The 23,907-nt window shown below is 52.5% G+C and carries 22 protein-coding genes and 1 pseudogene; 11 read left to right on the top strand and 12 right to left on the bottom strand.

Going from position 1 to position 23,907, the window contains the following annotated elements; translation table 11 throughout:
• The first annotated feature begins 58 nt into the window (after positions 1-58).
• Positions 59-1,057 carry a bile acid:sodium symporter family protein gene (locus C1P89_RS01610; RefSeq protein ID WP_000765604.1) on the top strand — a complete coding sequence of 333 codons (999 nt, stop codon included), beginning with the start codon at positions 59-61 and terminating at the stop codon, positions 1,055-1,057.
• On the opposite strand, the gene C1P89_RS01605 is transcribed toward C1P89_RS01610, so the two are convergent.
• The 3 genes from C1P89_RS01605 to zipA all read right to left on the bottom strand — a co-directional run bounded on the left by C1P89_RS01605 (position 1,054) and on the right by zipA (position 4,346).
• On the bottom strand, positions 1,054-1,272 hold the full coding sequence (locus tag C1P89_RS01605) for a DUF3820 family protein (RefSeq protein ID WP_000410201.1): 219 nt from the start codon (positions 1,270-1,272) through the stop codon (positions 1,054-1,056). The two genes, C1P89_RS01610 and C1P89_RS01605, sit on opposite strands and share 4 nt — an antisense overlap.
• A 1-nt stretch (position 1,273) precedes the next feature.
• Positions 1,274-3,289: an NAD-dependent DNA ligase LigA gene (gene ligA / locus C1P89_RS01600; RefSeq protein WP_000443667.1), complete on the bottom strand. Its 2,016-nt coding sequence runs from the start codon at positions 3,287-3,289 to the stop codon at positions 1,274-1,276.
• 70 nt (positions 3,290-3,359) lie between these two features.
• Positions 3,360-4,346: a cell division protein ZipA gene (gene zipA / locus C1P89_RS01595; RefSeq protein WP_005136557.1), complete on the bottom strand. Its 987-nt coding sequence runs from the start codon at positions 4,344-4,346 to the stop codon at positions 3,360-3,362.
• Positions 4,347-4,575: 229 nt separating this feature from the next.
• Between zipA and cysZ the strand changes: the two genes are divergently transcribed.
• From cysZ to C1P89_RS01565, 6 genes are all read left to right on the top strand, one after another.
• The gene (cysZ, locus tag C1P89_RS01590) at positions 4,576-5,337 is read left to right on the top strand and encodes a sulfate transporter CysZ (RefSeq protein ID WP_000254839.1); all 762 of its coding nucleotides are present in this window, start codon (positions 4,576-4,578) and stop codon (positions 5,335-5,337) included.
• A 184-nt stretch (positions 5,338-5,521) separates the two neighbouring features.
• Positions 5,522-6,493: a cysteine synthase A gene (gene cysK, locus C1P89_RS01585; RefSeq protein ID WP_000034402.1), complete on the top strand. Its 972-nt coding sequence runs from the start codon at positions 5,522-5,524 to the stop codon at positions 6,491-6,493.
• A 383-nt stretch (positions 6,494-6,876) separates the two neighbouring features.
• Positions 6,877-7,134 carry a phosphocarrier protein Hpr gene (gene ptsH, locus C1P89_RS01580; RefSeq protein ID WP_000487600.1) on the top strand — a complete coding sequence of 86 codons (258 nt, stop codon included), beginning with the start codon at positions 6,877-6,879 and terminating at the stop codon, positions 7,132-7,134.
• A gap of 44 nt (positions 7,135-7,178) precedes the next feature.
• The gene (gene ptsI / locus C1P89_RS01575; RefSeq protein ID WP_000623136.1) at positions 7,179-8,906 is read left to right on the top strand and encodes a phosphoenolpyruvate-protein phosphotransferase PtsI; all 1,728 of its coding nucleotides are present in this window, start codon (positions 7,179-7,181) and stop codon (positions 8,904-8,906) included.
• A 40-nt stretch (positions 8,907-8,946) separates the two neighbouring features.
• Positions 8,947-9,456: a PTS glucose transporter subunit IIA gene (crr, locus tag C1P89_RS01570; protein WP_000522247.1), complete on the top strand. Its 510-nt coding sequence runs from the start codon at positions 8,947-8,949 to the stop codon at positions 9,454-9,456.
• Between the two features lie 100 nt (positions 9,457-9,556).
• A complete protein-coding gene (locus C1P89_RS01565) occupies positions 9,557-10,903 on the top strand; it encodes an IS4-like element IS4 family transposase (protein WP_000483769.1) in 1,347 nt (448 codons plus the stop codon).
• 32 nt (positions 10,904-10,935) lie between these two features.
• Here the strand turns inward: C1P89_RS01565 and pdxK are convergent, their stop codons facing one another.
• Positions 10,936-11,787, bottom strand: a complete 852-nt coding sequence (pdxK, locus tag C1P89_RS01560; RefSeq protein ID WP_000096660.1) for a pyridoxine/pyridoxal/pyridoxamine kinase — start codon at positions 11,785-11,787, stop codon at positions 10,936-10,938.
• A gap of 104 nt (positions 11,788-11,891) precedes the next feature.
• On the opposite strand from pdxK, the gene C1P89_RS01555 reads away from it, so the two are divergent.
• On the top strand, positions 11,892-12,260 hold the full coding sequence (locus C1P89_RS01555) for a YfeK family protein (protein WP_000719954.1): 369 nt from the start codon (positions 11,892-11,894) through the stop codon (positions 12,258-12,260).
• Between the two features lie 2 nt (positions 12,261-12,262).
• On the opposite strand, the gene cysM is transcribed toward C1P89_RS01555, so the two are convergent.
• The 7 genes from cysM to murR all read right to left on the bottom strand — a co-directional run bounded on the left by cysM (position 12,263) and on the right by murR (position 19,067).
• Complete coding sequence (gene cysM / locus C1P89_RS01550) at positions 12,263-13,174, bottom strand: cysteine synthase B (RefSeq protein ID WP_001297645.1); 912 nt, start codon at positions 13,172-13,174, stop codon at positions 12,263-12,265.
• 133 nt (positions 13,175-13,307) lie between these two features.
• Positions 13,308-14,405 (bottom strand): sulfate/thiosulfate ABC transporter ATP-binding protein CysA, encoded by a 1,098-nt coding sequence (gene cysA / locus C1P89_RS01545; RefSeq protein WP_000021016.1) that lies wholly within the window; start codon positions 14,403-14,405, stop codon positions 13,308-13,310.
• On the bottom strand, positions 14,395-15,270 hold the full coding sequence (cysW, locus tag C1P89_RS01540) for a sulfate/thiosulfate ABC transporter permease CysW (RefSeq protein WP_000852686.1): 876 nt from the start codon (positions 15,268-15,270) through the stop codon (positions 14,395-14,397). Before cysW ends, cysA begins: the two co-directional genes overlap by 11 nt.
• On the bottom strand, positions 15,270-16,103 hold the full coding sequence (gene cysT / locus C1P89_RS01535; protein WP_000458406.1) for a sulfate/thiosulfate ABC transporter permease CysT: 834 nt from the start codon (positions 16,101-16,103) through the stop codon (positions 15,270-15,272). Before cysT ends, cysW begins: the two co-directional genes overlap by 1 nt.
• Entirely contained in the window at positions 16,103-17,119 is a 1,017-nt protein-coding gene (gene cysP, locus C1P89_RS01530) for a thiosulfate/sulfate ABC transporter substrate-binding protein CysP (RefSeq protein ID WP_000290249.1), read from the bottom strand. The genes cysT and cysP overlap by 1 nt, the downstream gene beginning before the upstream one ends.
• Positions 17,120-17,289: 170 nt before the next feature.
• Entirely contained in the window at positions 17,290-18,081 is a 792-nt protein-coding gene (ucpA, locus tag C1P89_RS01525; protein ID WP_000517430.1) for an SDR family oxidoreductase UcpA, read from the bottom strand.
• A 128-nt stretch (positions 18,082-18,209) separates the two neighbouring features.
• Positions 18,210-19,067, bottom strand: a complete 858-nt coding sequence (gene murR / locus C1P89_RS01520; RefSeq protein ID WP_000966441.1) for an HTH-type transcriptional regulator MurR — start codon at positions 19,065-19,067, stop codon at positions 18,210-18,212.
• A 163-nt stretch (positions 19,068-19,230) separates the two neighbouring features.
• Between murR and murQ the strand changes: the two genes are divergently transcribed.
• The 3 genes and pseudogenes from murQ to pbp4b all read left to right on the top strand — a co-directional run bounded on the left by murQ (position 19,231) and on the right by pbp4b (position 22,864).
• Positions 19,231-20,127, top strand: coding sequence for an N-acetylmuramic acid 6-phosphate etherase (gene murQ / locus C1P89_RS01515; protein WP_001175650.1), 897 nt, complete (start codon positions 19,231-19,233; stop codon positions 20,125-20,127).
• Positions 20,128-20,130: 3 nt separating this feature from the next.
• Positions 20,131-21,555, top strand: a pseudogene (murP, locus tag C1P89_RS01510) (PTS N-acetylmuramic acid transporter subunit IIBC).
• Between the two features lie 4 nt (positions 21,556-21,559).
• Positions 21,560-22,864 carry a penicillin binding protein PBP4B gene (pbp4b, locus tag C1P89_RS01500; RefSeq protein ID WP_005136548.1) on the top strand — a complete coding sequence of 435 codons (1,305 nt, stop codon included), beginning with the start codon at positions 21,560-21,562 and terminating at the stop codon, positions 22,862-22,864.
• Between the two features lie 57 nt (positions 22,865-22,921).
• Here the strand turns inward: pbp4b and yfeX are convergent, their stop codons facing one another.
• Complete coding sequence (yfeX, locus tag C1P89_RS01495; protein ID WP_000084590.1) at positions 22,922-23,821, bottom strand: porphyrinogen peroxidase; 900 nt, start codon at positions 23,819-23,821, stop codon at positions 22,922-22,924.
• Positions 23,822-23,907: the final 86 nt, after the last annotated feature.

The following is a 23,907-nucleotide window of genomic DNA, read 5'->3' as shown; positions in this document are numbered from 1 at the left end:
AATTTTATTTCTCAAACTGGAAGAAGCACAATAGAACCATCGATCATCTGGAGTCTTTATGAAACTTTTTCGTATCCTCGATCCTTTCACCTTAACCCTGATCACGGTGGTGTTGCTGGCCTCTTTCTTTCCGGCCAGAGGCGATTTCGTCCCCTTCTTTGAAAATCTGACCACCGCAGCTATTGCCCTGCTGTTCTTTATGCACGGCGCGAAGTTGTCGCGTGAGGCGATTATTGCTGGCGGTGGTCACTGGCGACTGCATTTGTGGGTAATGTGCAGCACCTTCGTGCTGTTTCCGATTCTGGGTGTACTGTTTGCCTGGTGGAAACCGGTAAATGTCGACCCGATGCTCTACTCCGGTTTTCTCTACTTGTGCATTCTCCCGGCTACCGTGCAGTCTGCAATCGCCTTCACGTCAATGGCGGGCGGTAACGTCGCGGCGGCGGTTTGTTCTGCGTCAGCATCCAGCCTGCTGGGGATTTTCCTTTCACCATTGCTAGTTGGTCTGGTGATGAATGTTCACGGTGCAGGGGGCAGCCTTGAGCAGGTCGGTAAAATTATGCTGCAACTGCTGCTGCCGTTTGTGTTGGGGCATCTTTCCCGGCCGTGGATTGGTGACTGGGTGTCGCGCAATAAAAAATGGATTGCGAAAACTGACCAGACGTCCATTCTGTTGGTGGTTTATACAGCGTTCAGCGAAGCCGTCGTTAATGGTATCTGGCATAAAGTTGGCTGGGGATCATTGCTGTTTATCGTGGTGGTCAGCTGCGTTCTTCTGGCTATCGTGATTGTAGTTAACGTCTTTATGGCACGCCGACTGGGCTTCAATAAGGCAGATGAAATTACTATCGTCTTTTGTGGTTCGAAAAAGAGTCTGGCAAATGGCATCCCGATGGCAAACATTCTGTTCCCCACATCGGTGATCGGTATGATGGTGCTGCCCCTGATGATTTTCCATCAGATCCAATTGATGGTCTGTGCGGTGCTGGCGCGTCGATACAAACGCCAGACCGAACAGTTACAGGCGCAGCAGGAAAGCAGCGCCGATAAAGCTTAAAGCGGACGCTTCAGGGGCTGGACCAGTTGCGTCAGCCCCTCGGTTTTAATCAGCAGCGTGATTTGCATTAGCTCACCGAGCTTCCCTGCCGGGAACTCATCTTTGCGGGCAAACCACAGCAGATACTCCTCCGGCAGGTCGATTAAGCGACGCCCTTTGTATTTGCCAAACGGCATTATCGTATTGGCTATTTCAATCAGCTGCTCTTTTTCCATCTCAGCTACCCAGCAAACGCAGCATTTCCGCTTCGTCGATGACTTCAATGCCCAGTTCCTGCGCCTTCGCCAGTTTAGATCCTGCAGCTTCACCCGCTATCACCAGATCGGTTTTCTTCGACACGCTGCCCGCGACTTTCGCGCCCAGTTCGACCAGTCGAGCTTTAGCGTCATCACGCGACATCTGGCTTAAGCTGCCCGTAAGCACCACGGTTTTACCAGCAAACGGGCTGTCAATCTCTTCCGCGTTGATAACGATCGGCGCAGGCCAGTGAACACCTTCCGCCAACAGCTCGCTGATGACATTGCGGTTGCTTTCTTCGGCAAAGAAGTTGTGAACGTGGGATGCAACGACAATGCCAACATCAGGCACCTTTTGCAGCTCTTCAATCGAAGCGGCTTCCAGCACTTCCAGCGTGCCGAAATATGCCGCCAGACCTGCTGCGGTGGCCTCGCCGACTTCACGGATGCCAAGTGCATAGAGGAAGCGAGCAAAGGTGGTTTCTTTCGCTTTTTCCAGCGCGTTAACCACGTTTTGTGCCGATTTTGGCCCCATACGCTCCAGTCCGGTCAGTTTGCCTGCGGTGAGTTTGAACAGATCTGCCGGAGTGTGGACATATTCTTTTTCAACCAGCTGATCGATGATTTTGTCGCCCATTCCGTCAACATCCATCGCACGGCGGGAAACAAAGTGTTTCAGCGACTCTTTACGCTGCGCACCGCAAATCAGGCCACCGGTACAGCGGGCAACCGCTTCACCTTCCACACGCTCAACGTCAGAACCACATACCGGACAATGCGTCGGGAATACAACCTCACGGGTATCTTCCGGGCGTTCAGAAAGCACGACGTTAACCACCTGCGGGATCACGTCGCCAGCGCGGCGAATCACCACTTTATCGCCAATGCGTAAACCAAGACGTTCGATTTCATCCGCATTGTGTAAGGTTGCGTTACTCACCAGCACGCCAGCAACATGGACAGGTTCCAGACGCGCAACAGGCGTAATCGCGCCAGTACGCCCAACCTGAAACTCGACGTCACGCACAAAGGTCATCTGCTCCTGCGCCGGGAATTTAAACGCTACCGCCCAGCGCGGGGCACGCGCGACAAAGCCAAGCTGCTCCTGCTGTTCCAGTGAGTTGACCTTAATCACCACGCCGTCGATATCAAAGCCCAGCGTCGGGCGGTCTTCTTCCACTTTGTGATAGAACGCCAGCACTTCTTCCGCCGATTCACAAAGCGTTACCCGATCGCTGACCGGCAACCCCCACTTTTTAAATTGCAGTAAACGGCCAAGATGAGTATCCGGCAGCTCGCCACCTTCCAGAACACCAACGCCATAGCAGAAAAAAGTGAGCGGTCGCTTCGCTGTAATACGCGGATCAAGCTGACGCAGTGAACCAGCTGCCGCATTACGTGGGTTAGCAAAAACTTTCCCGCCCGTGCGTCGCGCATCTTCGTTAATCTTTTCGAACCCCGCCTGCGGCAGGAACACTTCACCACGCACTTCCAGACGCGCCGGGATATTCTCTCCGTGCAGCTTCAGCGGAATGGCGCGAATAGTACGCACATTAGACGTGATATCTTCCCCGGTGGTGCCATCGCCACGGGTCGCGGCACTGACTAAAACGCCATTTTCATACAGAATACTGACGGCAAGGCCATCCAGCTTCAGCTCACAGCACCAGGTGACTTTCTCGTTGTTTTTCAGACGGTCCTGCACACGTTTGTTGAAAGCAAGAAAGCTTTCTTCATCAAAAACGTTATCCAGTGACAGCATTGGTACTTCATGGCGTATCTGGCTGAAAGCCGCCAGCGGCGCAGCACCTACACGTTGGGTAGGCGAATCAGGCGTAATCAGTTCTGGATGTTTGGTTTCCAGCTCGCGCAGTTCGCGCATCAGCCTGTCGTATTCAGCGTCGGGAATTTCCGGCGCATCCATCACATGATAAAGATATTCATGATGGCGAAGCGTCGTTCGCAGTTCTGTCAGTTGTTGTTCGATTGATTCCATATCGCACCATCAATGCTAAAAACCCCCGACAAGCGGGGGTTCGAAGAGGAGTTAATTTGCCTTAAGTGTATCAGGCGTTGGCGTCTTTGACTTCGCGGATGATGTCCTGGTACTCGCGCAATTTCTGCGGAGTCATCATACGGCGCTGATCGTCAAGCACGACACCGCCCACTTCATCGGCAATATGCTGCGCAGATTGCAGCATCAGCTTGAAGTTCTGCAGCTCGTCACCGTAAGACGGTACCTGCATAAAGATAGTGACACCCGGAGTAGTGAAATCCTTCATTTCAGGATCAAAGGTTCCCGGTTTCACCATATTCGCCAGGCTGAATAACGCCGGGCCGCTGCCATCCGGGCTAAGATGACGATGGTAAATATTCATATCGCCAAAAATGAAGCCCGCTTGTTGAATGCTGTTAAGAAGCAGTTCACCGTTTAGCTCGCTACCGTGATGCGCCGCGACGTTCATGATAATCACCGCTTCTTTGCGCTTCGGTTTATCCATAACTGGAGCCGGTTCCGCTACAGGCTCAGGCTGTGGTGCCGCTACGGGTTCTGCAGGCTGGAAAGCCTGTTGTGCCGGTTGCGGTGCTGAATGCACAGGCTGCGGCGCTGGCGCGACCTGTGGCGAAACTGGCTGCTGCAACGGCTGTTCAGGCTGCGGCTGATAGGCAGGCTGCTGCATCGGCTGCGCTGGACGCGGAGCATGTTGCGGCGGTACCTGCGCTTCAGGCGGCTGCTGGATCGGTTGACGCGGCTGCGCAGACGCATAAGGCGGTTGGTACTGGTGTTGCGGCGACGGACGAGCAGCCTCATGCTCCTGAGCGTTAGCCGGGGCATGATTCACGCGGTGAACACGAACCTCACCAACGCCCTCATCATCTTCGACATCCTCGTCATAAGAATCGTCGTCACGTTTTGACTTCATTCGTTTTAATGGCCGATCGCGGAACATAGAAGATCGTTCTTTACGGCTGGTCCAGAAACCATGTACCAGTAAAGCGATTATGGCGATCGCGCCAACAATGATTAATATCAGACGCAAATCCTGCATCATTATATTCTCTGTTGTTCTAACACCTTGCCACCACGGCAAACATTTACTCACTAAGAGTATTTGCCGATTACCTCAAGTGCAAGTGCACTATTAACTTTCACAGCACAAAGATAGATGAAATCGTGCTTTTTGCTGTTTTTTCGAACATATCCTAACTGTCCATTGCGCAATTACCCGGTAAAATACGCAGAATTTTCCTGGGATTGGTCAAAAGGAGCTCATCCTGATTATGGTTTCATCATTCACATCTGCCCCACGCAGCGGTTTTTACTATTTTGCGCAAGGCTGGAAGCTCGTCTCGCAACCTGGGATTCGGCGTTTCGTTATTTTACCGCTGCTGGTCAATATTTTGTTGATGGGGGGCGCATTCTGGTGGCTCTTTACACAGCTCGATGTCTGGATCCCGACTCTCATGAGTTACGTTCCGGACTGGCTACAATGGCTGAGTTATCTGTTGTGGCCTCTGGCTGTCATCTCTGTGCTGTTAGTGTTTGGCTATTTCTTCTCCACGATTGCTAACTGGATTGCCGCTCCGTTTAACGGTTTATTGGCTGAACAACTGGAAGCACGATTGACTGGCGCTACACCGCCAGATACCGGGATTTTCGGTATCATGAAAGATGTGCCGCGAATCATGAAACGCGAATGGCAAAAATTTGCCTGGTATCTGCCGCGCGCAATTGTATTACTAATTCTTTACTTCATCCCTGGTATTGGGCAAACCGTCGCGCCGGTACTGTGGTTCCTGTTTAGCGCCTGGATGTTAGCCATCCAGTATTGCGATTACCCCTTCGATAACCACAAAGTGCCGTTTAAAGAGATGCGCACCGCCCTGCGCACACGCAAAATCACCAATATGCAGTTTGGTGCTTTAACCAGCCTGTTTACGATGATCCCGCTGCTTAATCTGTTCATCATGCCCGTTGCCGTTTGTGGCGCGACGGCGATGTGGGTCGATTGCTATCGCGATAAACACGCGATGTGGCGGTAACAATCTACCGGTTATTTTGTAAACCGTTTGTGTGAAACAGGGGTGGCTTATGCCGCCCCTTATTCCATCTTGCATGTCATTATTTCCCTTCTGTATATAGATATGCTAAATCCTTACTTCCGCATATTCTCTGAGCGGGTATGCTACCTGTTGTATCCCAATTTCATACAGTTAAGGACAGGCCATGAGTAAGATTTTTGAAGATAACTCGCTGACTATCGGTCACACGCCGCTGGTTCGCCTGAATCGCATCGGTAACGGACGCATTCTGGCGAAGGTGGAATCTCGTAACCCCAGCTTCAGCGTTAAGTGCCGTATCGGTGCCAACATGATTTGGGATGCCGAAAAGCGCGGCGTGCTGAAACCAGGCGTTGAACTGGTTGAACCGACCAGCGGTAATACCGGGATTGCACTGGCCTATGTAGCTGCCGCTCGCGGTTACAAACTCACCCTGACCATGCCAGAAACCATGAGTATTGAACGCCGCAAGCTGCTGAAAGCGTTAGGTGCAAACCTGGTGCTGACGGAAGGTGCTAAAGGCATGAAAGGCGCAATCCAAAAAGCAGAAGAAATTGTCGCCAGCAATCCAGAGAAATACCTGCTGCTGCAACAATTCAGCAATCCGGCAAACCCTGAAATTCACGAAAAAACCACCGGTCCGGAGATCTGGGAAGATACCGACGGTCAGGTTGATGTATTTATTGCTGGCGTTGGGACTGGCGGTACGCTGACTGGCGTCAGCCGCTACATTAAAGGCACCAAAGGCAAGACCGATCTTATCTCTGTCGCCGTTGAGCCAACCGATTCTCCAGTTATCGCCCAGGCGCTGGCAGGTGAAGAGATTAAACCTGGCCCGCATAAAATTCAGGGTATTGGCGCTGGTTTTATCCCGGCTAACCTCGATCTCAAGCTGGTCGATAAAGTCATTGGCATCACCAATGAAGAAGCCATTTCTACCGCCCGTCGTCTAATGGAAGAAGAAGGTATTCTTGCAGGTATCTCTTCTGGAGCAGCTGTTGCCGCGGCGTTGAAACTACAAGAAGATGAAAGCTTTACCAATAAGAATATTGTGGTTATTCTACCATCATCGGGTGAGCGTTATTTAAGCACCGCATTGTTTGCCGATCTCTTCACTGAGAAAGAATTGCAACAGTAATGCCAGCTTGTTAAAAATGCGTAAAAAAGCACCTTTTTAGGTGCTTTTTTGTGGCCTGCTTCAAACTTTCGCCCCTCCTGGCATTGATTCAGCCTGTCGGAACTGGTATTTAACCAGACTAATTATTTTGATGCGCGAAATTAATCGTTACAGGAAAAGCCAAAGCTGAATCGATTTTATGATTTGGTTCAATTCTTCCTTTAACGGCATAATGTTTAATGACGTACGAAACGTCAGCGGTCAACACCCGCCAGCAATGGACTGTATTGCGCTCTTCGTGCGTCGCGTCTGTTAAAAACTGGCGCTAACAATACAGGCTAAAGTCGAACCGCCAGGCTAGACTTTAGTTCCACAACACTAAACCTATAAGTTGGGGAAATACAATGTTCCAGCAAGAAGTTACCATTACCGCTCCGAACGGTCTGCACACCCGCCCTGCTGCCCAGTTTGTAAAAGAAGCTAAGGGCTTCACTTCTGAAATTACTGTGACTTCCAACGGCAAAAGCGCCAGCGCGAAAAGCCTGTTTAAACTGCAGACTCTGGGCCTGACTCAAGGTACCGTTGTGACTATCTCCGCAGAAGGCGAAGACGAGCAGAAAGCGGTTGAACATCTGGTTAAACTGATGGCGGAACTCGAGTAATTTCCCGGGTTCTTTTAAAAATCAGTCACAAGTAAGGTAGGGTTATGATTTCAGGCATTTTAGCATCCCCGGGTATCGCTTTCGGTAAAGCTCTGCTTCTGAAAGAAGACGAAATTGTCATTGACCGGAAAAAAATTTCTGCCGACCAGGTTGATCAGGAAGTTGAACGTTTTCTGAGCGGTCGTGCCAAGGCATCAGCCCAGCTGGAAACGATCAAAACGAAAGCTGGTGAAACGTTCGGTGAAGAAAAAGAAGCCATCTTTGAAGGGCATATTATGCTGCTCGAAGATGAGGAGCTGGAGCAGGAAATCATAGCCCTGATTAAAGATAAACACATGACAGCTGACGCAGCTGCTCATGAAGTTATCGAAGGTCAGGCTTCTGCCCTGGAAGAGCTGGATGATGAATACCTGAAAGAACGTGCGGCTGACGTACGTGATATCGGTAAGCGCCTGCTGCGCAACATCCTGGGCCTGAAGATTATCGACCTGAGCGCCATTCAGGATGAAGTCATTCTGGTTGCCGCTGACCTGACGCCGTCCGAAACCGCACAGCTGAACCTGAAGAAGGTGCTGGGTTTCATCACCGACGCGGGTGGCCGTACTTCCCACACCTCTATCATGGCGCGTTCTCTGGAACTGCCTGCTATCGTGGGTACCGGTAGCGTCACCTCTCAGGTGAAAAATGACGACTATCTGATTCTGGATGCCGTAAATAATCAGGTTTACGTCAATCCAACCAACGAAGTTATTGATAAAATGCGCGCTGTTCAGGAGCAAGTGGCTTCTGAAAAAGCAGAGCTTGCTAAACTGAAAGATCTGCCAGCTATTACGCTGGACGGTCACCAGGTAGAAGTATGCGCTAACATTGGTACGGTTCGTGACGTTGAAGGTGCAGAGCGTAACGGCGCTGAAGGCGTTGGTCTGTATCGTACTGAGTTCCTGTTCATGGACCGCGACGCGCTGCCCACTGAAGAAGAACAGTTTGCTGCTTACAAAGCAGTGGCTGAAGCGTGTGGCTCGCAGGCGGTTATCGTTCGTACCATGGACATCGGCGGCGACAAAGAGCTGCCATACATGAACTTCCCGAAAGAAGAGAACCCGTTCCTCGGCTGGCGCGCTATCCGTATCGCGATGGATCGTAAAGAGATCCTGCGCGATCAGCTCCGCGCTATCCTGCGTGCCTCGGCTTTCGGTAAATTGCGCATTATGTTCCCGATGATCATCTCTGTTGAAGAAGTGCGTGCACTGCGCAAAGAGATCGAAATCTACAAACAGGAACTGCGCGACGAAGGTAAAGCGTTTGACGAGTCAATTGAAATCGGCGTAATGGTGGAAACACCGGCTGCCGCAACAATTGCACGTCATTTAGCCAAAGAAGTTGATTTCTTTAGTATCGGCACCAATGATTTAACGCAGTACACTCTGGCAGTTGACCGTGGTAATGATATGATTTCACACCTTTACCAGCCAATGTCACCGTCCGTGCTGAACTTGATCAAGCAAGTTATTGATGCTTCTCATGCTGAAGGCAAATGGACTGGCATGTGTGGTGAGCTTGCTGGCGATGAACGTGCTACACTTCTGTTGCTGGGGATGGGTCTGGACGAATTCTCTATGAGCGCCATTTCTATCCCGCGCATTAAGAAGATTATCCGTAACACGAACTTCGAAGATGCGAAGGTGTTAGCAGAGCAGGCTCTTGCTCAACCGACAACGGACGAGTTAATGACGCTGGTTAACAAGTTCATTGAAGAAAAAACAATCTGCTAATCCACGAGATGCGGCCCAATTTACTGCTTAGGAGAAGATCATGGGTTTGTTCGATAAACTGAAATCTCTGGTTTCCGACGACAAGAAGGATACCGGAACTATTGAGATCATTGCTCCGCTCTCTGGCGAGATCGTCAATATCGAAGACGTGCCGGATGTCGTTTTTGCGGAAAAAATCGTTGGTGATGGTATTGCTATCAAACCAACGGGTAACAAAATGGTCGCGCCTGTAGACGGTACCATTGGTAAAATCTTTGAAACCAATCACGCGTTCTCTATCGAATCTGATAGCGGCGTTGAACTGTTCGTCCACTTCGGTATCGACACCGTTGAACTGAAAGGCGAAGGCTTCAAGCGTATTGCTGAAGAAGGTCAGCGCGTGAAAGTTGGCGATACTGTCATTGAATTTGATCTGCCGCTGCTGGAAGAGAAAGCCAAGTCTACCCTGACTCCGGTTGTTATCTCCAACATGGACGAAATCAAAGAACTGATCAAACTGTCCGGTAGCGTAACCGTGGGTGAAACCCCGGTTATCCGCATCAAGAAGTAATTCTTGCCGCAGTGAAAAATGGCGCCCATCGGCGTAATGCCGATCAGTTAAGGATCAGTTGACCGATCCAGTGGCTGTGTAAGAATCCGGAAACGCTCACTTGTTTCCGGATTTTTTTATGCACATTGGACAGGCTCTTGATCTGGTATCCCGTTACGATTCTCTGCGTAACCCACTGACTTCTCTGGGGGATTACCTCGACCCCGAACTCATCTCTCGTTGCCTTGCCGAATCAGGTACTGTAACGCTACGCAAGCGCCGTCTTCCCCTCGAAATGATGGTCTGGTGTATTGTTGGCATGGCGCTTGAGCGTAAAGAACCTCTTCACCAGATTGTGAATCGCCTGGACATCATGCTGCCGGGCAATCGCCCCTTCGTTGCCCCCAGTGCCGTTATTCAGGCCCGCCAGCGCCTGGGAAGTGAGGCTGTCCGCCGCGTGTTCACGAAAACAGCGCAGCTCTGGCATAACGCCACGCCGCATCCGCACTGGTGCGGCCTGACCCTGCTGGCCATCGATGGTGTGTTCTGGCGCACACCGGATACACCAGAGAACGATGCAGCCTTCCCCCGCCAGACACATGCCGGGAACCCGGCGCTCTACCCGCAGGTCAAAATGGTCTGCCAGATGGAACTGACCAGCCATCTGCTGACGGCTGCAGCCTTCGGCACGATGAAGAACAGCGAAAATGAGCTTGCTGAGCAACTTATAGAACAAACCGGCGATAACACTCTGACGTTAATGGATAAAGGTTATTACTCACTGGGACTGTTAAATGCCTGGAGCCTGGCGGGAGAACACCGCCACTGGATGATACCTCTCAGAAAGGGAGCGCAATATGAAGAGCTCAGAAAACTGGGTAAAGGCGATCATCTGGTGAAGCTGAAAACCAGCCCGCAGGCACGAAAAAAGTGGCCGGGACTGGGAAATGAAGTGACAGCCCGCCTGCTGACCGTGACGCGCAAAGGAAAAGTCTGCCATCTGCTGACGTCGATGACGGACGCCATGCGCTTCCCCGGAGGAGAAATGGCGGATCTGTACAGTCATCGCTGGGAAATCGAACTGGGATACAGGGAGATAAAACAGACGATGCAACTGAGCAGGCTGACGCTGAGAAGTAAAAAGCCGGAGCTTGTGGAGCAAGAGCTGTGGGGTGTCTTACTGGCTTATAATCTGGTGAGATATCAGATGATTAAAATGGCGGAACATCTGAAAGGTTACTGGCCGAATCAACTGAGTTTCTCAGAATCATGCGGAATGGTGATGAGAATGCTGATGACATTGCAGGGCGCTTCACCGGGACGTATACCGGAGCTGATGCGCGATCTTGCAAGTATGGGACAACTTGTGAAATTACCGACGAGAAGGGAAAGGGCCTTCCCGAGAGTGGTAAAGGAGAGGCCCTGGAAATACCCCACAGCCCCGAAAAAGAGCCAGTCAGTTGCTTAACTGACTGGCATTACGCCCATCGGCGCCATTTTTTATGCTTCCGCCAGCGGCGGCAAAATCAATTCATCGCTCTCATGCTGCTGGGTGTAGCGCATCACTTCCAGTACGCGCAACCCCGCACGGTGCACCGCATCGTTTAACGCCTTCCCTTTCAGCAAACCACTGATAAGCTGAGCACAAAACAGGTCGCCAGTCCCTTTCAGGTCGGTTTTTACCCGTGAATGGGAAATGACATTCACGCTGTCGGCACTGACCACCACCACCTGCATCTCCTGATTTTCTTCATTACCGGAGGCGCTGGTAATCACCACCCATTTTAATGTGTCTGAAAGCAGACTTTTTGCGGCAGCAATGGCACTGTCGAGATCGCGGCAATTTTTACCGGTCAGGATTTCCAGCTCAAAGATATTGGGGGTAATTCCTTGCGCCAGCGGCAGTAAATATTGTCGATACGCCTCGGGAAGGTCAGGTTTGACATAAATTCCGCTATCAATATCGCCAATCACCGGATCGACCATGATCAATAGGTCAGGATGGTCTTTGCGTAGCGCAGTCAGCCACTCGGCAAGGATTTTGATTTGCGATGCCGTTCCCATATAGCCCGTGGTTACAGCACGAAGTTGGCGCAGCGCATCACGCTCCTGAAGCGCACGCAAATAGCCGCTAAACCATTCGTCCGGAATCGCACCACCGTAGAAAGTGTCATAATGCGGCGTATTGCTCAGCAATACCGTCGGCACGGCAAAGACATTCAAGCCGTTCTGTTTTATAGCAGGCACCGCAATGCTGTTGCCTACGCTGCCGTACACTACCTGCGACTGCACGGCGACGATATCCGCCTGCAGCGCCCTACTCTTATCGTTAAACAACAACAAACTACTCATTTAATTTTTTCTCCTTGCCGATGATCCTCATCGTATTCCAACCGAAACTTTACCTGATTCTGGCAGTCAAATCGGCTATCACAAAACAAGGATAAGGTAATTCAATGAAGAAAATCATTTGTCTGGTCATTACACTACTAATGACACTCCCCGCTTACGCGAAGTTAACTGTTCATGAAGAAGCCCGCATCAACGCCATGCTGGAGGGATTAGCACAGAAAAAGGATTTGATATTTGTGCGCAACGGTGATGAACATACCTGCGATGAAGCGGTTTCTCATCTGCGTCTGAAGCTCGGCAATACCCGTAACCGCATTGACACTGCCGAGCAGTTTATTGATAAGGTTGCTTCGTCGTCATCGATTACCGGGAAGCCGTATATTGTGAAGATCCCCGGTAAGAGCGATGAGAACGCACAGCCTTTTTTACATGCCTTAATTGCGCAGACGGATAAAACGGTGCCTGCGCAATAATCTTAAATCCCCGCCCCCTGACTAAAATGCTCTTCCCCAAACACCCCGGTGGAAAGGTAGCGATCGCCACGATCGCAGATGATCGCTACCACCACCGCACCAGGGTTAGCTTTTGCCACCCGCAGTGCTCCGGCAACCGCGCCGCCGGAGCTGACGCCACAGAATATTCCTTCCCGCACTGCCAGTTCGCGCATGGTGTTTTCTGCATCGCGCTGATGAATATCCAGCACCTCATCCACCAGAGAAGCGTTGAAAATCCCCGGCAGATATTCCGCAGGCCAGCGGCGAATGCCGGGAATACTGCTGCCTTCTTCCGGCTGCAGGCCAACAATCGTTACTGGTTTGGATTGTTCGCGCATAAAGCGTGAAACGCCGGTGATAGTGCCGGTTGTTCCCATGCTGGAGACAAAATGGGTAATGCGCCCGCCGGTTTGCTGCCAGATTTCCGGCCCGGTAGTGGTGTAATGGGCGTAAGGGTTATCGGGATTATTGAACTGATCGAGCAGCTTTCCTTCGCCACGATTCGCCATCTCCAGCGCCAGATCGCGCGCACCTTCCATGCCCTGCTCTTTGGTGACAAGAATCAGTTCCGCACCATAAGCACGCATCGCCGCACGGCGTTCCTGGCTCATGTTGTCGGGCATCAGCAATTTCATGCGATAGCCTTTCAGCGCGGCAATCATTGCCAGCGCAATGCCGGTGTTACCACTGGTGGCTTCGATTAAGACATCACCCGGTTTAATTTCCCCGCGCTTTTCCGCCTCGACGATCATCGAAAGTGCCGCACGATCTTTCACCGAACCTGCCGGGTTATTGCCTTCCAGTTTTAACCACACTTCACTGCCGTTATCCGGCCCCATTCGCTGCAACTTCACCAGAGGCGTATTGCCTATTGTTTGTTCTAATGTACTCACGATCTCTATCCATACGTGGTGTTGCCTGATGCGACGCTTGCGCGTCTTATCAGGTCTACAGGTTACAAACCTTGCCATTAAAAAGCCCGGATCGCGGGAAGCGCCTCCGGGCGTTTAACATTCACTCAACCTATCAGGCGCTTTGTGCGAGAGCAAGTTCCTCATCGCGGGTTTCGATACGCTCGTCGCCGTTATACAGCCGCGCATGTTGCAGACCAACGAATAAACGCTCGCCACGCTGCGGGGCATCGTCGCCATGCATCACGACCGTCAGCGGTTCGTTGTACCACCCCAGCGGCTGCACCACTAATTGGGTGTAGTGACCTTTCGGGCTGGCTTCCAGTACCTGTACCGGCAGCGGCGAATCGAGACTGGTACGGCGGCTGATATCCACTTCCCACGGGCGCAGGAAGAGATCCACCGGCCCCTGATAAGCAGGTGTGTAGCCCAGCGGCCAGCGATGTGCGCCAACATGGAACTGCCCGCCGCGAATGGTTCCCTGCAGGCGGTTCACTTCGCCCATAAATTCGAGCACAAAACGGGTCGCTGGTTCGCGCCATACCTGCTCCGGCGCATCAGCCTGTTCAATATTGCCCTGGCTCATCACCACTACACGATCAGCTACTTCCGTCGCTTCTTCCTGGTCGTGGGTCACGAACACGCTGGTGAATTTCAGCTCTTCATGCAGTTGACGCAGCCAGCGACGCAGCTCTTTACGCACCTGCGCATCCAGCGCGCCAAACGGTTCATCAAGCAGCAGAATTTGCGGTTCTACAGCCAGCGCGCGCGCCAGCGCCACGCGCTGTTTCTGGCCGCCGGAAAGCTGTGCCGGATAACGATCCGCCAGATGAGCAAGCTGCACCATCTCCAGCAATTTTGTCACTTTCGCTTTGATGGCTGCGGCATTCGGGCGATCGCGACGCGGCAGCACCGTCAGGCCAAAAGCGATATTGTCGAATACCGTCATATGGCGGAACAGCGCGTAATGCTGGAACACGAAACCGACCTTGCGATCGCGCGCGTGCAGGCGGCTGACGTCGGTGCCGTGGAAGCGAATATGCCCGCTGGTTTGATGCTCCAGCCCGGCGATAATGCGCAGCAGCGTGGTTTTCCCGGAACCGGACGGCCCCAGCAACGCGACCATCTGACCTGAAGGAATATCCAGTGAGATATCGTTCAGCACCTGGGTGCGACCAAACGACTTCTTAATATTGGCAATCTCAATGCTCATGATGTTCCTCCTGCTGTGCGCGTTTTTCCTGATTCTCCAGGCGCCACTGCAACATACTTTTTAAAAACAGGGTGATAATCGCCATCAGCGTTAACAGTGCCGCAGCGGTAAAGGAGCCGACGGTGTTGTAGTCCTGCTCCAGCAATTCAATCTGTAACGGCAGCGACAGGGTTTCGCCGCGAATCGAGCCGGAAACCACCGACACCGCGCCAAACTCGCCAATTGCGCGGGCGTTGGTCAACACCACGCCATAAAGCAGCGCCCAGCGAATGTTCGGCAATGTGACGCGGCGAAACATCTGCCAGCCAGACGCGCCAAGCAAAATCGCCGCTTCGTCTTCCTGGCTGCCCTGGCTTAACATCACCGGCACCAGCTCGCGCACCACAAACGGACACGTCACAAAGATGGTGACCAGCACCATTCCGGGCCAGGAGAACATAATTTGCAGATTATGTTCATCCAGCCAGCCGCCCAGCGGGCCGTTAGAGCCGTAGAACAGCAGATACACCAGACCGGCAACCACCGGCGATACGGCAAACGGAATGTCCAGTAGCGTCAGCAGTAACTGGCGTCCAGGGAAGTTAAAGCGCGTCACCAGCCAGGCCAGCAGAATGCCGAACACCAGGTTTACCGGTACGGCAATCAGCGCGATCATCACCGTCAGCCAGATGGCGTGCAGCATGTCCGGATCGGCCAGATTCTGTAAAACCGGCATCAGCCCTTTGCTGAACGCCTGTACGAAGATATAAATCATCGGCACCAGCAGGATGAACGCCGATACCAGCATCCCGATGCCAATCAGAAACCATTTGCCCCAGTTAATCGGGCGCGCGTCATAACGCTTCAATTGGGTAACTTCCGCCATTAATGACCTACCACACGCCGACCAAAGCGACTTTGCAGAGTGTTAATTGAGAACAGCAGCAGCAGAGATGCCGCGAGGATCACCGAAGCAATCGCGCTCGCTGCCGGGTAATCAAACTCCTGTAAGCGCACAAAAATCATCAGCGACGTCACTTCCGTCTTCCACGCGATATTTCCGGCGATAAAAATCACCGCGCCAAATTCACCAAGACTACGGGTAAACGACAGCGCCACGCCCGCCACCAGCGCCGGAGAAAGTTCCGGCAGCACCACTTTGCAGAAACTCTGCCAGCGCGTTGCGCCAAGCGTTTCTGCCGCTTCTTCATATTCCGGGCCTAACTCTTCCAGCACCGGCTGCACGGTACGTACCACAAACGGAATGCTGGTAAAGGCCATCGCCACCGCAATCCCCAGCCAGGTATAGGTGACTTTGATATCAAACTTCGCCAGCCATTCACCGTAAAAACCGTTTACAGAAAAGAGCGAGGCTAGCGTTAAACCGGCGACTGCCGTTGGCAGCGCAAAGGGTAAATCCATCAGCGCATCAAGCAGCGTGCGGCCCGGAAAGCGATAGCGGGTTAAGATCCACGCCATCAGCAGGCCAAAAACGCCGTTAAAAATCGATGCCACAAACGCTGACAGCAGCGTTACTTTGTAGGCCGCTACTACCTGCGGGTTGGTGATCACCTCCCAGTACTGCGCCCAGCTCATCTGAGCCAGCTGCATCACCAGCGCGGAGAGCGGCAGCAGCAAAATCAGGCACACAAACAGCAGACTGGTGCCGAGGCTTAAGGTAAAGCCCGGCAGCACGCGTCTTGATGAAACTGCAAACATTAATTACGCCCCGCCGCTAACAGCTTGTCTAACTCGCCGCCGCTGGTGAAGTGGGTTTTCATCACTTCCGGCCAGGAGCCAAATTTGTCTTCCACGCGGAACAGCTCGGTCTGCGGGAATTTGTCTTTCAGTTTATCCATGACTTCCGGGTTATTCACGCGGTAGTAATAGTCGGTGATGATGGTTTGCGCCTGCGGGCTGTAGAGCCAGTTAAGGTAGGCTTTGGCGGCTTTTTCCGTACCGTTGGCCTGCACGTTTTTATCAACCCACGCCACCGGGAATTCCGCCAGAATGTTGGTTTTCGGAATCACCACTTCAAAACCCTGCGCTTCATACTGTTTACGGATGTTGTTCACTTCCGACTCGAAGCTGATCAGCACATCGCCCAGGCCGCGCTCGGCAAAAGTGGTGGTCGCGCCACGACCGCCAGTATCGAACACTTCAACGTTTTTCAGGAACTGGGTCATAAACTGTTCGGTTTTGGCTTTATCGCCACCGTCAGCTTTATCCGCTGCGCCCCATGCCGCCAGATAGGTGTAACGCGCGTTACCCGACGTTTTCGGGTTCGGGAAAATCAGCTTCACATCGGAGCGCACCAGGTCGTTCCAGTCGTGGATATTCTTCGGGTTGCCCTTACGCACCAGGAAGCCCATGGTGGAGTAGAATGGCGAGCTATTATTTGGCAGGCGCGTTTGCCAGTCCGCCGGGATCAGCTTGCCTTTGTCATGCAGGATTTGTACGTCAGTCACCTGGTTATAAGTGACAACGTCTGCTTTTAAGCCCTGCAAAATTGCCAGCGCCTGTTTTGATGACCCGGCATGAGATTGTTTTATTGTCAGTTTGTCGCCGCCGTTTTCTTTGGTCCATTGTTGCTCAAACGGCGGGTTCAGGGCGGCAAACAGCTCGCGGGAGACGTCATAAGAACTGTTCAGCAGTTCCGTTGCCTGTACATGGCCCGCCAGCAGCAGAGAAGCGACCAGCGCGAGTGAGTTCTTTTTCAGTAAGTTAACGGCCATTGCGCACCCTTATAAATTTAATGACTTTCTAATAGCCATCATATTTATAACGGACGTGAAAGGAGTAACGGTTTTATATACCGTTTGGTGATTTGGAAGTTGAAAAGGGAATAAGAACCGGGTTTAAAACGAAATCCTCCCCACAAATGCAGGGAGGAAACAGAGGTGAATCAGATACCGACGCTAACCGTCTCCGGCAGTGTGCTGCCGCCATCAATCACATTCTGTGTACCGGTTAAATAGCTGGATTCATCCGATGCGAGGAAGGCCGCCAGTTCGCCGACTTCCAGCGGATCGGCGAGGCGACGCAGCGGGATTGCTTTCGCCATTTCAGTCAGCACCGACTCTGGATCTTCCGGGTTCGACTGGCGGGCAATGCTTTCCGCCATTGGTGTGCGCACGTATCCCGGGCAAATGGCGTTAACGCGAATACCAGACTGCGCGTACTCCACCGCCAGCGATTTTGTCAGGCCAACAATCGCCGCTTTCGTTAAGGCGTACGCCGTTTCGCCAGGATCGGCCACCATATCACCAGTGACTGAAGACATCATCACAATGCGACCATCTTTGCGGGCAATCATCTCCGGCAGCACCGCCTTCGTGACGTTCCATACGCCTTTAATATTGATGTCAATATGGAAATCGCGATCGTCATCGCTCATATCGAGGAAACTGCCCAGACGACAAACGCCTGCGTTATTCACCAGGATATCAATGCGCCCTTCTTTTTCCTTCGCGCGTTTGATAGCTGCGGCTACCGACGCCGGGTCACGCACATCGGCGACAACCGCCGTACAGCGATGACCACGACCACACAGTTCGTCCGCCAGCTTTTCGATCTCAGGGGAGATATCCAGCAAGATTAGGTTTGCGCCATGACGCGCAAAAGTTCTGGCAATTCCTTCGCCAATTCCCTGCAATGCGCCCGTAATCAGTGCTGTCTTGCCCGTGAGTTTACCCATTTTAATGCTCTCCTTGTTAATACAGAGCGTTACACTCCATTCCCTCTGAAAATACAGGATAAACAAAATATTGCTGCGGATCAGCTCACTAATTCAGGAAAATCTCAATCCAGTCGCTGCTTTATGCATCATTTCAGGCGTTGTGTTAGCTCACTGCTGCGCTGAATCATTTTCAATGACTCCACATCATTGAGTTGCACAAGACCAACAAACAGTAAATCGGTAACAGAATTTTGCGCCGTGCGGGTAGACATCGACGAGCTACGCCATTCGGTTTCACCGGAAACGGTATCGAGCGTGAAATGCGCCAGCCGCCGCAGCGGAGAGTCAGCCAGAGAAGTAATGGCAATCACCGTTGCCCCCTGCTTTCGTGCCGCTTCTGCGCACAAGACAATCTCTTTTTTACTGCCGCTGTAAGAGATAGCGATTTGTACATCGCCTTTTTTCAACGCCTGGGAAACGGTGGCTTGTACGTGTGTGTCGGCTTCATAGGCCACGCGATAGCCAATTTTCATCAGTTTGAACGACAGATCGCGCCCCACCAGCGCCGACCCGCCCAGGCCCGTTATCTGGATAAACGGTGCTTTACTGATGACCTCAATGATTTTTTGCAGCCGAGCGTAGTCGAACAACGCACAGGTTTGCTCCAGCGCCAGCTCTTTTTCGCGATTCAGTTTGCGGGCAATCACTTCCAGCGAATCATCACTGGTAATCGAACTGTGCAGGTGCAGCGCCGTGGCATTCGTTTTCTCCCGGCTGGCACTGTATTCGCCAATTAACGCCATACGCAATTCAGTAAATCCTTGCGCGCCGAGCTTCTGGGCAAATTTCACAATGCTCGACTGACTGATGCCGAGCTGTTTCGCCATCTTGCGCGAAGAGACGGATTTCAGCTCACTCACGTTGGCCCGCAGAAAGTCAGCAATTTTTTGCTCGTTCTCGGTAAATTCACTTTCCGCATTGCGTATTTTCGTCAGGTACAACATCTTCCACTCTCCCGGGCTGGCAGCAAAAATTCCGCTTAAGTTCTTATGACGCTCTTCACACTCTGCAAGTGTAGACTCAATGATTCCTTTAAGTCTGTCAATTCGGGATATATGATTCCATACATCTGCAATTATTTGATCGTAAATAGTAAGGTCACCACCGATGCAACTTGAAAAGATGATTACTGAAGGCTCGAACACCGCCTCGGCTGAAATTGACCGCGTATCGACGCTGGAAATGTGCCGGATTATCAACGATGAAGATAAAACCGTACCGCTTGCCGTTGAGCGCGTCCTGCCGGATATCGCCGCGGCGATCGATGTTATCCACGCCCAGGTAAGCGGCGGCGGTCGTCTGATTTATCTCGGTGCGGGAACATCCGGTCGTCTGGGGATTCTGGATGCCAGCGAATGTCCGCCCACCTACGGCGTGAAACCGGGTCTGGTGGTTGGTTTGATTGCTGGCGGCGAATATGCCATTCAGCACGCGGTGGAAGGCACGGAAGATAGCCGAGAAGGCGGCATTAACGATCTGAAAAATATAAATTTAACGGCACAGGATGTGGTGGTCGGTATTGCCGCCAGCGGTCGTACGCCGTATGTGATTGCCGGACTGGAATACGCCCGCCAGCTCGGTTGCCGCACAGTGGGAATTTCCTGTAATCCGGGGAGTGCCGTTTCCACCACCGCCGAGTTTGCCATTACACCGATTGTAGGTGCCGAAGTGGTCACTGGTTCTTCGCGAATGAAAGCAGGCACAGCGCAGAAACTGGTGCTCAATATGCTTTCCACCGGGCTGATGATTAAATCCGGCAAAGTGTTCGGCAACCTGATGGTCGATGTGGTCGCCACCAACGAAAAACTGCATGTGCGCCAGGTCAATATCGTTAAAAACGCCACCGGATGTAATGCCGAACAAGCGGAAGCGGCGTTAATTGCCTGCGAGCGCAACTGTAAAACGGCCATTGTGATGGTGCTGAAAAATCTCGATGCCGCAGAAGCTAAAAAACGCCTGGATCAACACGGCGGCTTTATTCGTCAGGTTTTAGACAAGGAATAACCCATGGCCAAAGAGATCAGCAGTGAACTTCTGAACACCATTCTTACCCGTGTCGGCGGACTGGGAAATATCGCCAGTTGTGGTAACTGTATGACGCGCCTGCGTCTGGGTGTACATGACAGTTCACTGGTTGATCCCAATATCAAAACGCTGGAAGGCGTGAAGGGCGTCATTTTGACCAGCGACCAGGTGCAGGTCGTTTTTGGGCCTGGTAAAGCGCATCGTGCCGCAAAAGCGATGAGCGAGCTGCTGGGCGAGGCACCGGTACAGGATGCCGCAGAAATCGCCGCCCAGAACAAACGTCAGTTAAAAGCCAAACAAACCTCCGGCGTGCAACAATTTCTCGCCAAATTCGCCACCATCTTCACGCCGCTGATCCCCGGTTTTATTGCCGCCGGTCTGCTGCTGGGGATAGCGACGTTAATTGCCACGGTGATGCACGTTCCGGCAGATGCTCAGGGCACGCTACCCGACGCGCTGAATTTTATGAAGGTGTTCAGCAAAGGTTTGTTCACTTTCCTGGTGATTCTGGTGGGCTATAACGCCGCCCAGGCATTTGGCGGCACGGGCGTCAATGGCGCAATTATTGCCGCACTCTTTTTGCTCGGTTATAACCCCGCTGCAACCACCGGTTACTACGCCGGTTTTCACGATTTCTTTGGTCTGCCCATCGATCCGCGCGGCAATATTATCGGCGTGCTGATTGCCGCGTGGGCCTGCGCCCGCATTGAAGGCATGGTGCGCCGCTTTATGTCGGACGATCTCGACATGCTGCTGACCTCGTTAATCACCCTGCTGATCACCGCTACGCTTGCGTACCTGATCATTATGCCGCTGGGTGGCTGGTTATTCGAAGGTATGTCATGGCTGTTTATGCACCTGAACAGTAATCCGTTCGGTTGTGCGGTTTTAGCCGGGCTGTTCCTGATCGCCGTGGTATTTGGCGTGCATCAGGGCTTTATTCCTGTTTACCTCGCGTTAATGGACAGCCAGGGATTCAACAGCTTATTTCCCATCCTTTCAATGGCAGGCGCGGGCCAGGTGGGCGCGGCGCTGGCACTCTACTGGCGGGCGCAACCGCACAGTGCGCTACGCAGTCAGGTACGCGGGGCGATTATTCCCGGCCTGCTGGGCGTTGGTGAACCGCTGATTTACGGTGTCACCCTGCCCCGCATGAAGCCGTTTGTTACCGCCTGTTTAGGCGGCGCGGCGGGCGGTTTGTTTATCGGCCTGATAGCCTGATGGGGTCTGCCGATGGGCTTAAACAGCGCCTTTGGGCCGTCTGGTCTGGTAGCGCTGCCGCTGATGACTTCCGCACAAGGCATCCTTCCGGCCATGGCGGTTTATGCTGGCGGGATTCTGGTGGCATGGGTTTGCGGGTTTATTTTCACCACGCTCTTTGGCTGCCGTAACGTCAATCTGGACTGATATCATGAAACGGACAATGCTCTATCTTTCTCTGCTGGCTGTTAGTTGTAGCGTCAGCGCCGCAAAATACCCTGTTCTGACAGAAAGCTCGCCAGAGAAAGCAGGGTTTAACGTCGAACGGCTTAACCAGATGGATCGCTGGATTAGCCAGCAAATTGATGTCGGTTATCCCGGCGTAAACCTGCTGATCATTAAAGATAATCAGATTGTGTATCGCAAAGCCTGGGGAGCGGCGAAAAAGTACGATGGCAGCGTGTTGATGGAACAGCCTGTCAAAGCCACCACCGGGACGCTGTATGACCTGGCCTCAAACACCAAAATGTACGCCACGAACTTCGCCCTGCAAAAGCTGATGAGCGAAGGCAAACTGCATCCTGACGATCGGATTGCGAAATATATTCCGGGGTTTGCCGATAGTCCAAATGACACCATTAAAGGCAAAAACACCCTGCGGATTTCTGACCTGCTGCATCACAGCGGCGGTTTCCCGGCAGATCCGCAATACCCGAATAAAGCGGTCGCGGGCGCGTTATATTCCCAGGATAAAGGCCAGACGCTGGAGATGATCAAGCGCACGCCGCTGGAATATCAGCCCGGCAGCAAACATATCTACAGCGATGTCGATTATATGCTGCTTGGATTTATCGTCGAGTCGGTTACCGGTCAGCCGCTTGACCGCTATGTTGAAGAGTCGATTTATCGCCCGCTCGGCCTGACACATACGGTATTTAACCCGCTGCTGAAAGGCTTTAAACCGCAACAAATTGCCGCCACGGAATTGAACGGCAATACCCGCGATGGCGTGATCCATTTCCCGAATATCCGCACCTCCACTCTCTGGGGTCAGGTGCACGATGAAAAAGCCTTTTATTCGATGGGCGGCGTTTCCGGGCACGCAGGTTTGTTTTCCAATACCGGCGATATTGCGGTGTTAATGCAAACGATGCTGAACGGCGGGGGCTATGGCGATGTGCAGCTGTTCAGTGCGGAAACGGTGAAGATGTTCACCACCAGCTCTAAGGAAGATGCCACTTTTGGCCTCGGCTGGCGCGTGAATGGTAATGCCACCATGACGCCGACGTTTGGCACGCTGGCAAGCCCGCAAACCTACGGTCACACTGGCTGGACCGGGACAGTAACCGTTATCGATCCGGTCAATCATATGGCGATTGTGATGTTAAGCAACAAGCCCCATTCGCCAGTTGCCGATCCACAAAAAAATCCCAATATGTTCGAAAGCGGTCAGTTACCGATTGCAACTTATGGTTGGGTAGTTGATCAGGTGTATGCGGCGTTGAAGCAAAAGTAATAAAAAGGCCAGTCAGTTTTGTTACTGGCTGGCCTTTAATCATCGAATCAGAAACGCTTACAACGCCATTAACTTGTCCAGCGACGGCGCGAAGTAATAGCCGCCGGTTACCGGTTTGGTGAAACGCAACATCGCATCACGCTTACCATCGGTATCGCCAAACATGCTCAGCAGTTGCTGCTCAATGTTATGCAGACGCGCGCAGTAGGCGCAGAAGTACAGACCGTGAGTGCCACTGGCGGTGCCGTACGGCAGGCTCTGGCGAACAATCTTCAGCCCTTTGCCATCTTCTTTCAGATCAACGCGGGTGAGGTGAGAGGTTTCCGGACGTTCGTCGCCGTCAATCTCTTCGTTGGCCTCTTTGGTGCGCCCGATCATCATCTCCTGATCGTGAACGCTCATCCGGTTGAGCTGCTTCAGGTTGTGCTCCCAACGCTGCACAAACACATAGCTGCCGCCGGCATCCACGCCGTCTTTGATAACCGCCACTTCGCGACGCGTCTCTTCACCCGCCGGGTTTTCTGTACCGTCAACAAAGCCGCTCAGGTCACGCTCTTCCACCCAACGGAAGCCGTGGATCTCTTCTTTCACTTCAATGCAGTCACCAAAGGCTTCCATCGCCGCCTGGGCGACAGAGAAGTTTACGTCGTGACGCAGAGAAAGAATGTGGATCAACACATCGAACTGGGTGGTCGGCGCAAGGCCTTTACCGTAGCCCGGAAAATCTTTCAGCTCTTCTGCCCCAACGCCGCCGCTCAGAGCGCGCCAGGTGTTGTTACCAAAGGCAACCACCGCACCAAGATGCGCGTCCGGGAATTTCGCTTCAAAAGTTGCCAGTTTGTCGGCAAATGTTTTACTGGCCGCACGCAGGGCGTCAACTTCCCCTTTCACGTTGGCTTCGATCCAAATCGCCGCGCGGCAATGTTCTGGCAAAATGCCACTCTGAACCTGAGACATTGTTCCTCCTGAAAATAAGAATGCCACGCAATCCGTGGCATTGTTGAGCGCTATTTTACGTGTTTTTTCGCGGCGGCGGTTTGTTC

Source organism: Shigella sonnei (genome assembly GCF_002950395.1).
Taxonomy (GTDB): Bacteria; Pseudomonadota; Gammaproteobacteria; order Enterobacterales; family Enterobacteriaceae; genus ECMA0423.
The sequence above is the reverse complement of the archived record's forward strand: the minus strand, read 5'-3'. Positions and strand labels throughout refer to the sequence as shown.

Excerpts from the sequence above, each read along its gene's own strand:
- C1P89_RS01610 (WP_000765604.1), top strand. The coding sequence starts at position 59 with ATGAAACTTTTTCGTATCCTCGATCCTTTCACCTTAACCCTGATCACG.
- C1P89_RS01605 (WP_000410201.1), bottom strand. The coding sequence starts at position 1,272 with ATGGAAAAAGAGCAGCTGATTGAAATAGCCAATACGATAATGCCGTTT.
- ligA (WP_000443667.1), bottom strand. The coding sequence starts at position 3,289 with ATGGAATCAATCGAACAACAACTGACAGAACTGCGAACGACGCTTCGC.
- zipA (WP_005136557.1), bottom strand. The coding sequence starts at position 4,346 with ATGATGCAGGATTTGCGTCTGATATTAATCATTGTTGGCGCGATCGCC.
- cysZ (WP_000254839.1), top strand. The coding sequence starts at position 4,576 with ATGGTTTCATCATTCACATCTGCCCCACGCAGCGGTTTTTACTATTTT.
- cysK (WP_000034402.1), top strand. The coding sequence starts at position 5,522 with ATGAGTAAGATTTTTGAAGATAACTCGCTGACTATCGGTCACACGCCG.
- ptsH (WP_000487600.1), top strand. The coding sequence starts at position 6,877 with ATGTTCCAGCAAGAAGTTACCATTACCGCTCCGAACGGTCTGCACACC.
- ptsI (WP_000623136.1), top strand. The coding sequence starts at position 7,179 with ATGATTTCAGGCATTTTAGCATCCCCGGGTATCGCTTTCGGTAAAGCT.
- crr (WP_000522247.1), top strand. The coding sequence starts at position 8,947 with ATGGGTTTGTTCGATAAACTGAAATCTCTGGTTTCCGACGACAAGAAG.
- pdxK (WP_000096660.1), bottom strand. The coding sequence starts at position 11,787 with ATGAGTAGTTTGTTGTTGTTTAACGATAAGAGTAGGGCGCTGCAGGCG.
- C1P89_RS01555 (WP_000719954.1), top strand. The coding sequence starts at position 11,892 with ATGAAGAAAATCATTTGTCTGGTCATTACACTACTAATGACACTCCCC.
- cysA (WP_000021016.1), bottom strand. The coding sequence starts at position 14,405 with ATGAGCATTGAGATTGCCAATATTAAGAAGTCGTTTGGTCGCACCCAG.
- cysW (WP_000852686.1), bottom strand. The coding sequence starts at position 15,270 with ATGGCGGAAGTTACCCAATTGAAGCGTTATGACGCGCGCCCGATTAAC.
- cysT (WP_000458406.1), bottom strand. The coding sequence starts at position 16,103 with ATGTTTGCAGTTTCATCAAGACGCGTGCTGCCGGGCTTTACCTTAAGC.
- cysP (WP_000290249.1), bottom strand. The coding sequence starts at position 17,119 with ATGGCCGTTAACTTACTGAAAAAGAACTCACTCGCGCTGGTCGCTTCT.
- ucpA (WP_000517430.1), bottom strand. The coding sequence starts at position 18,081 with ATGGGTAAACTCACGGGCAAGACAGCACTGATTACGGGCGCATTGCAG.
- murR (WP_000966441.1), bottom strand. The coding sequence starts at position 19,067 with ATGTTGTACCTGACGAAAATACGCAATGCGGAAAGTGAATTTACCGAG.
- murQ (WP_001175650.1), top strand. The coding sequence starts at position 19,231 with ATGCAACTTGAAAAGATGATTACTGAAGGCTCGAACACCGCCTCGGCT.
- pbp4b (WP_005136548.1), top strand. The coding sequence starts at position 21,560 with ATGAAACGGACAATGCTCTATCTTTCTCTGCTGGCTGTTAGTTGTAGC.
- yfeX (WP_000084590.1), bottom strand. The coding sequence starts at position 23,821 with ATGTCTCAGGTTCAGAGTGGCATTTTGCCAGAACATTGCCGCGCGGCG.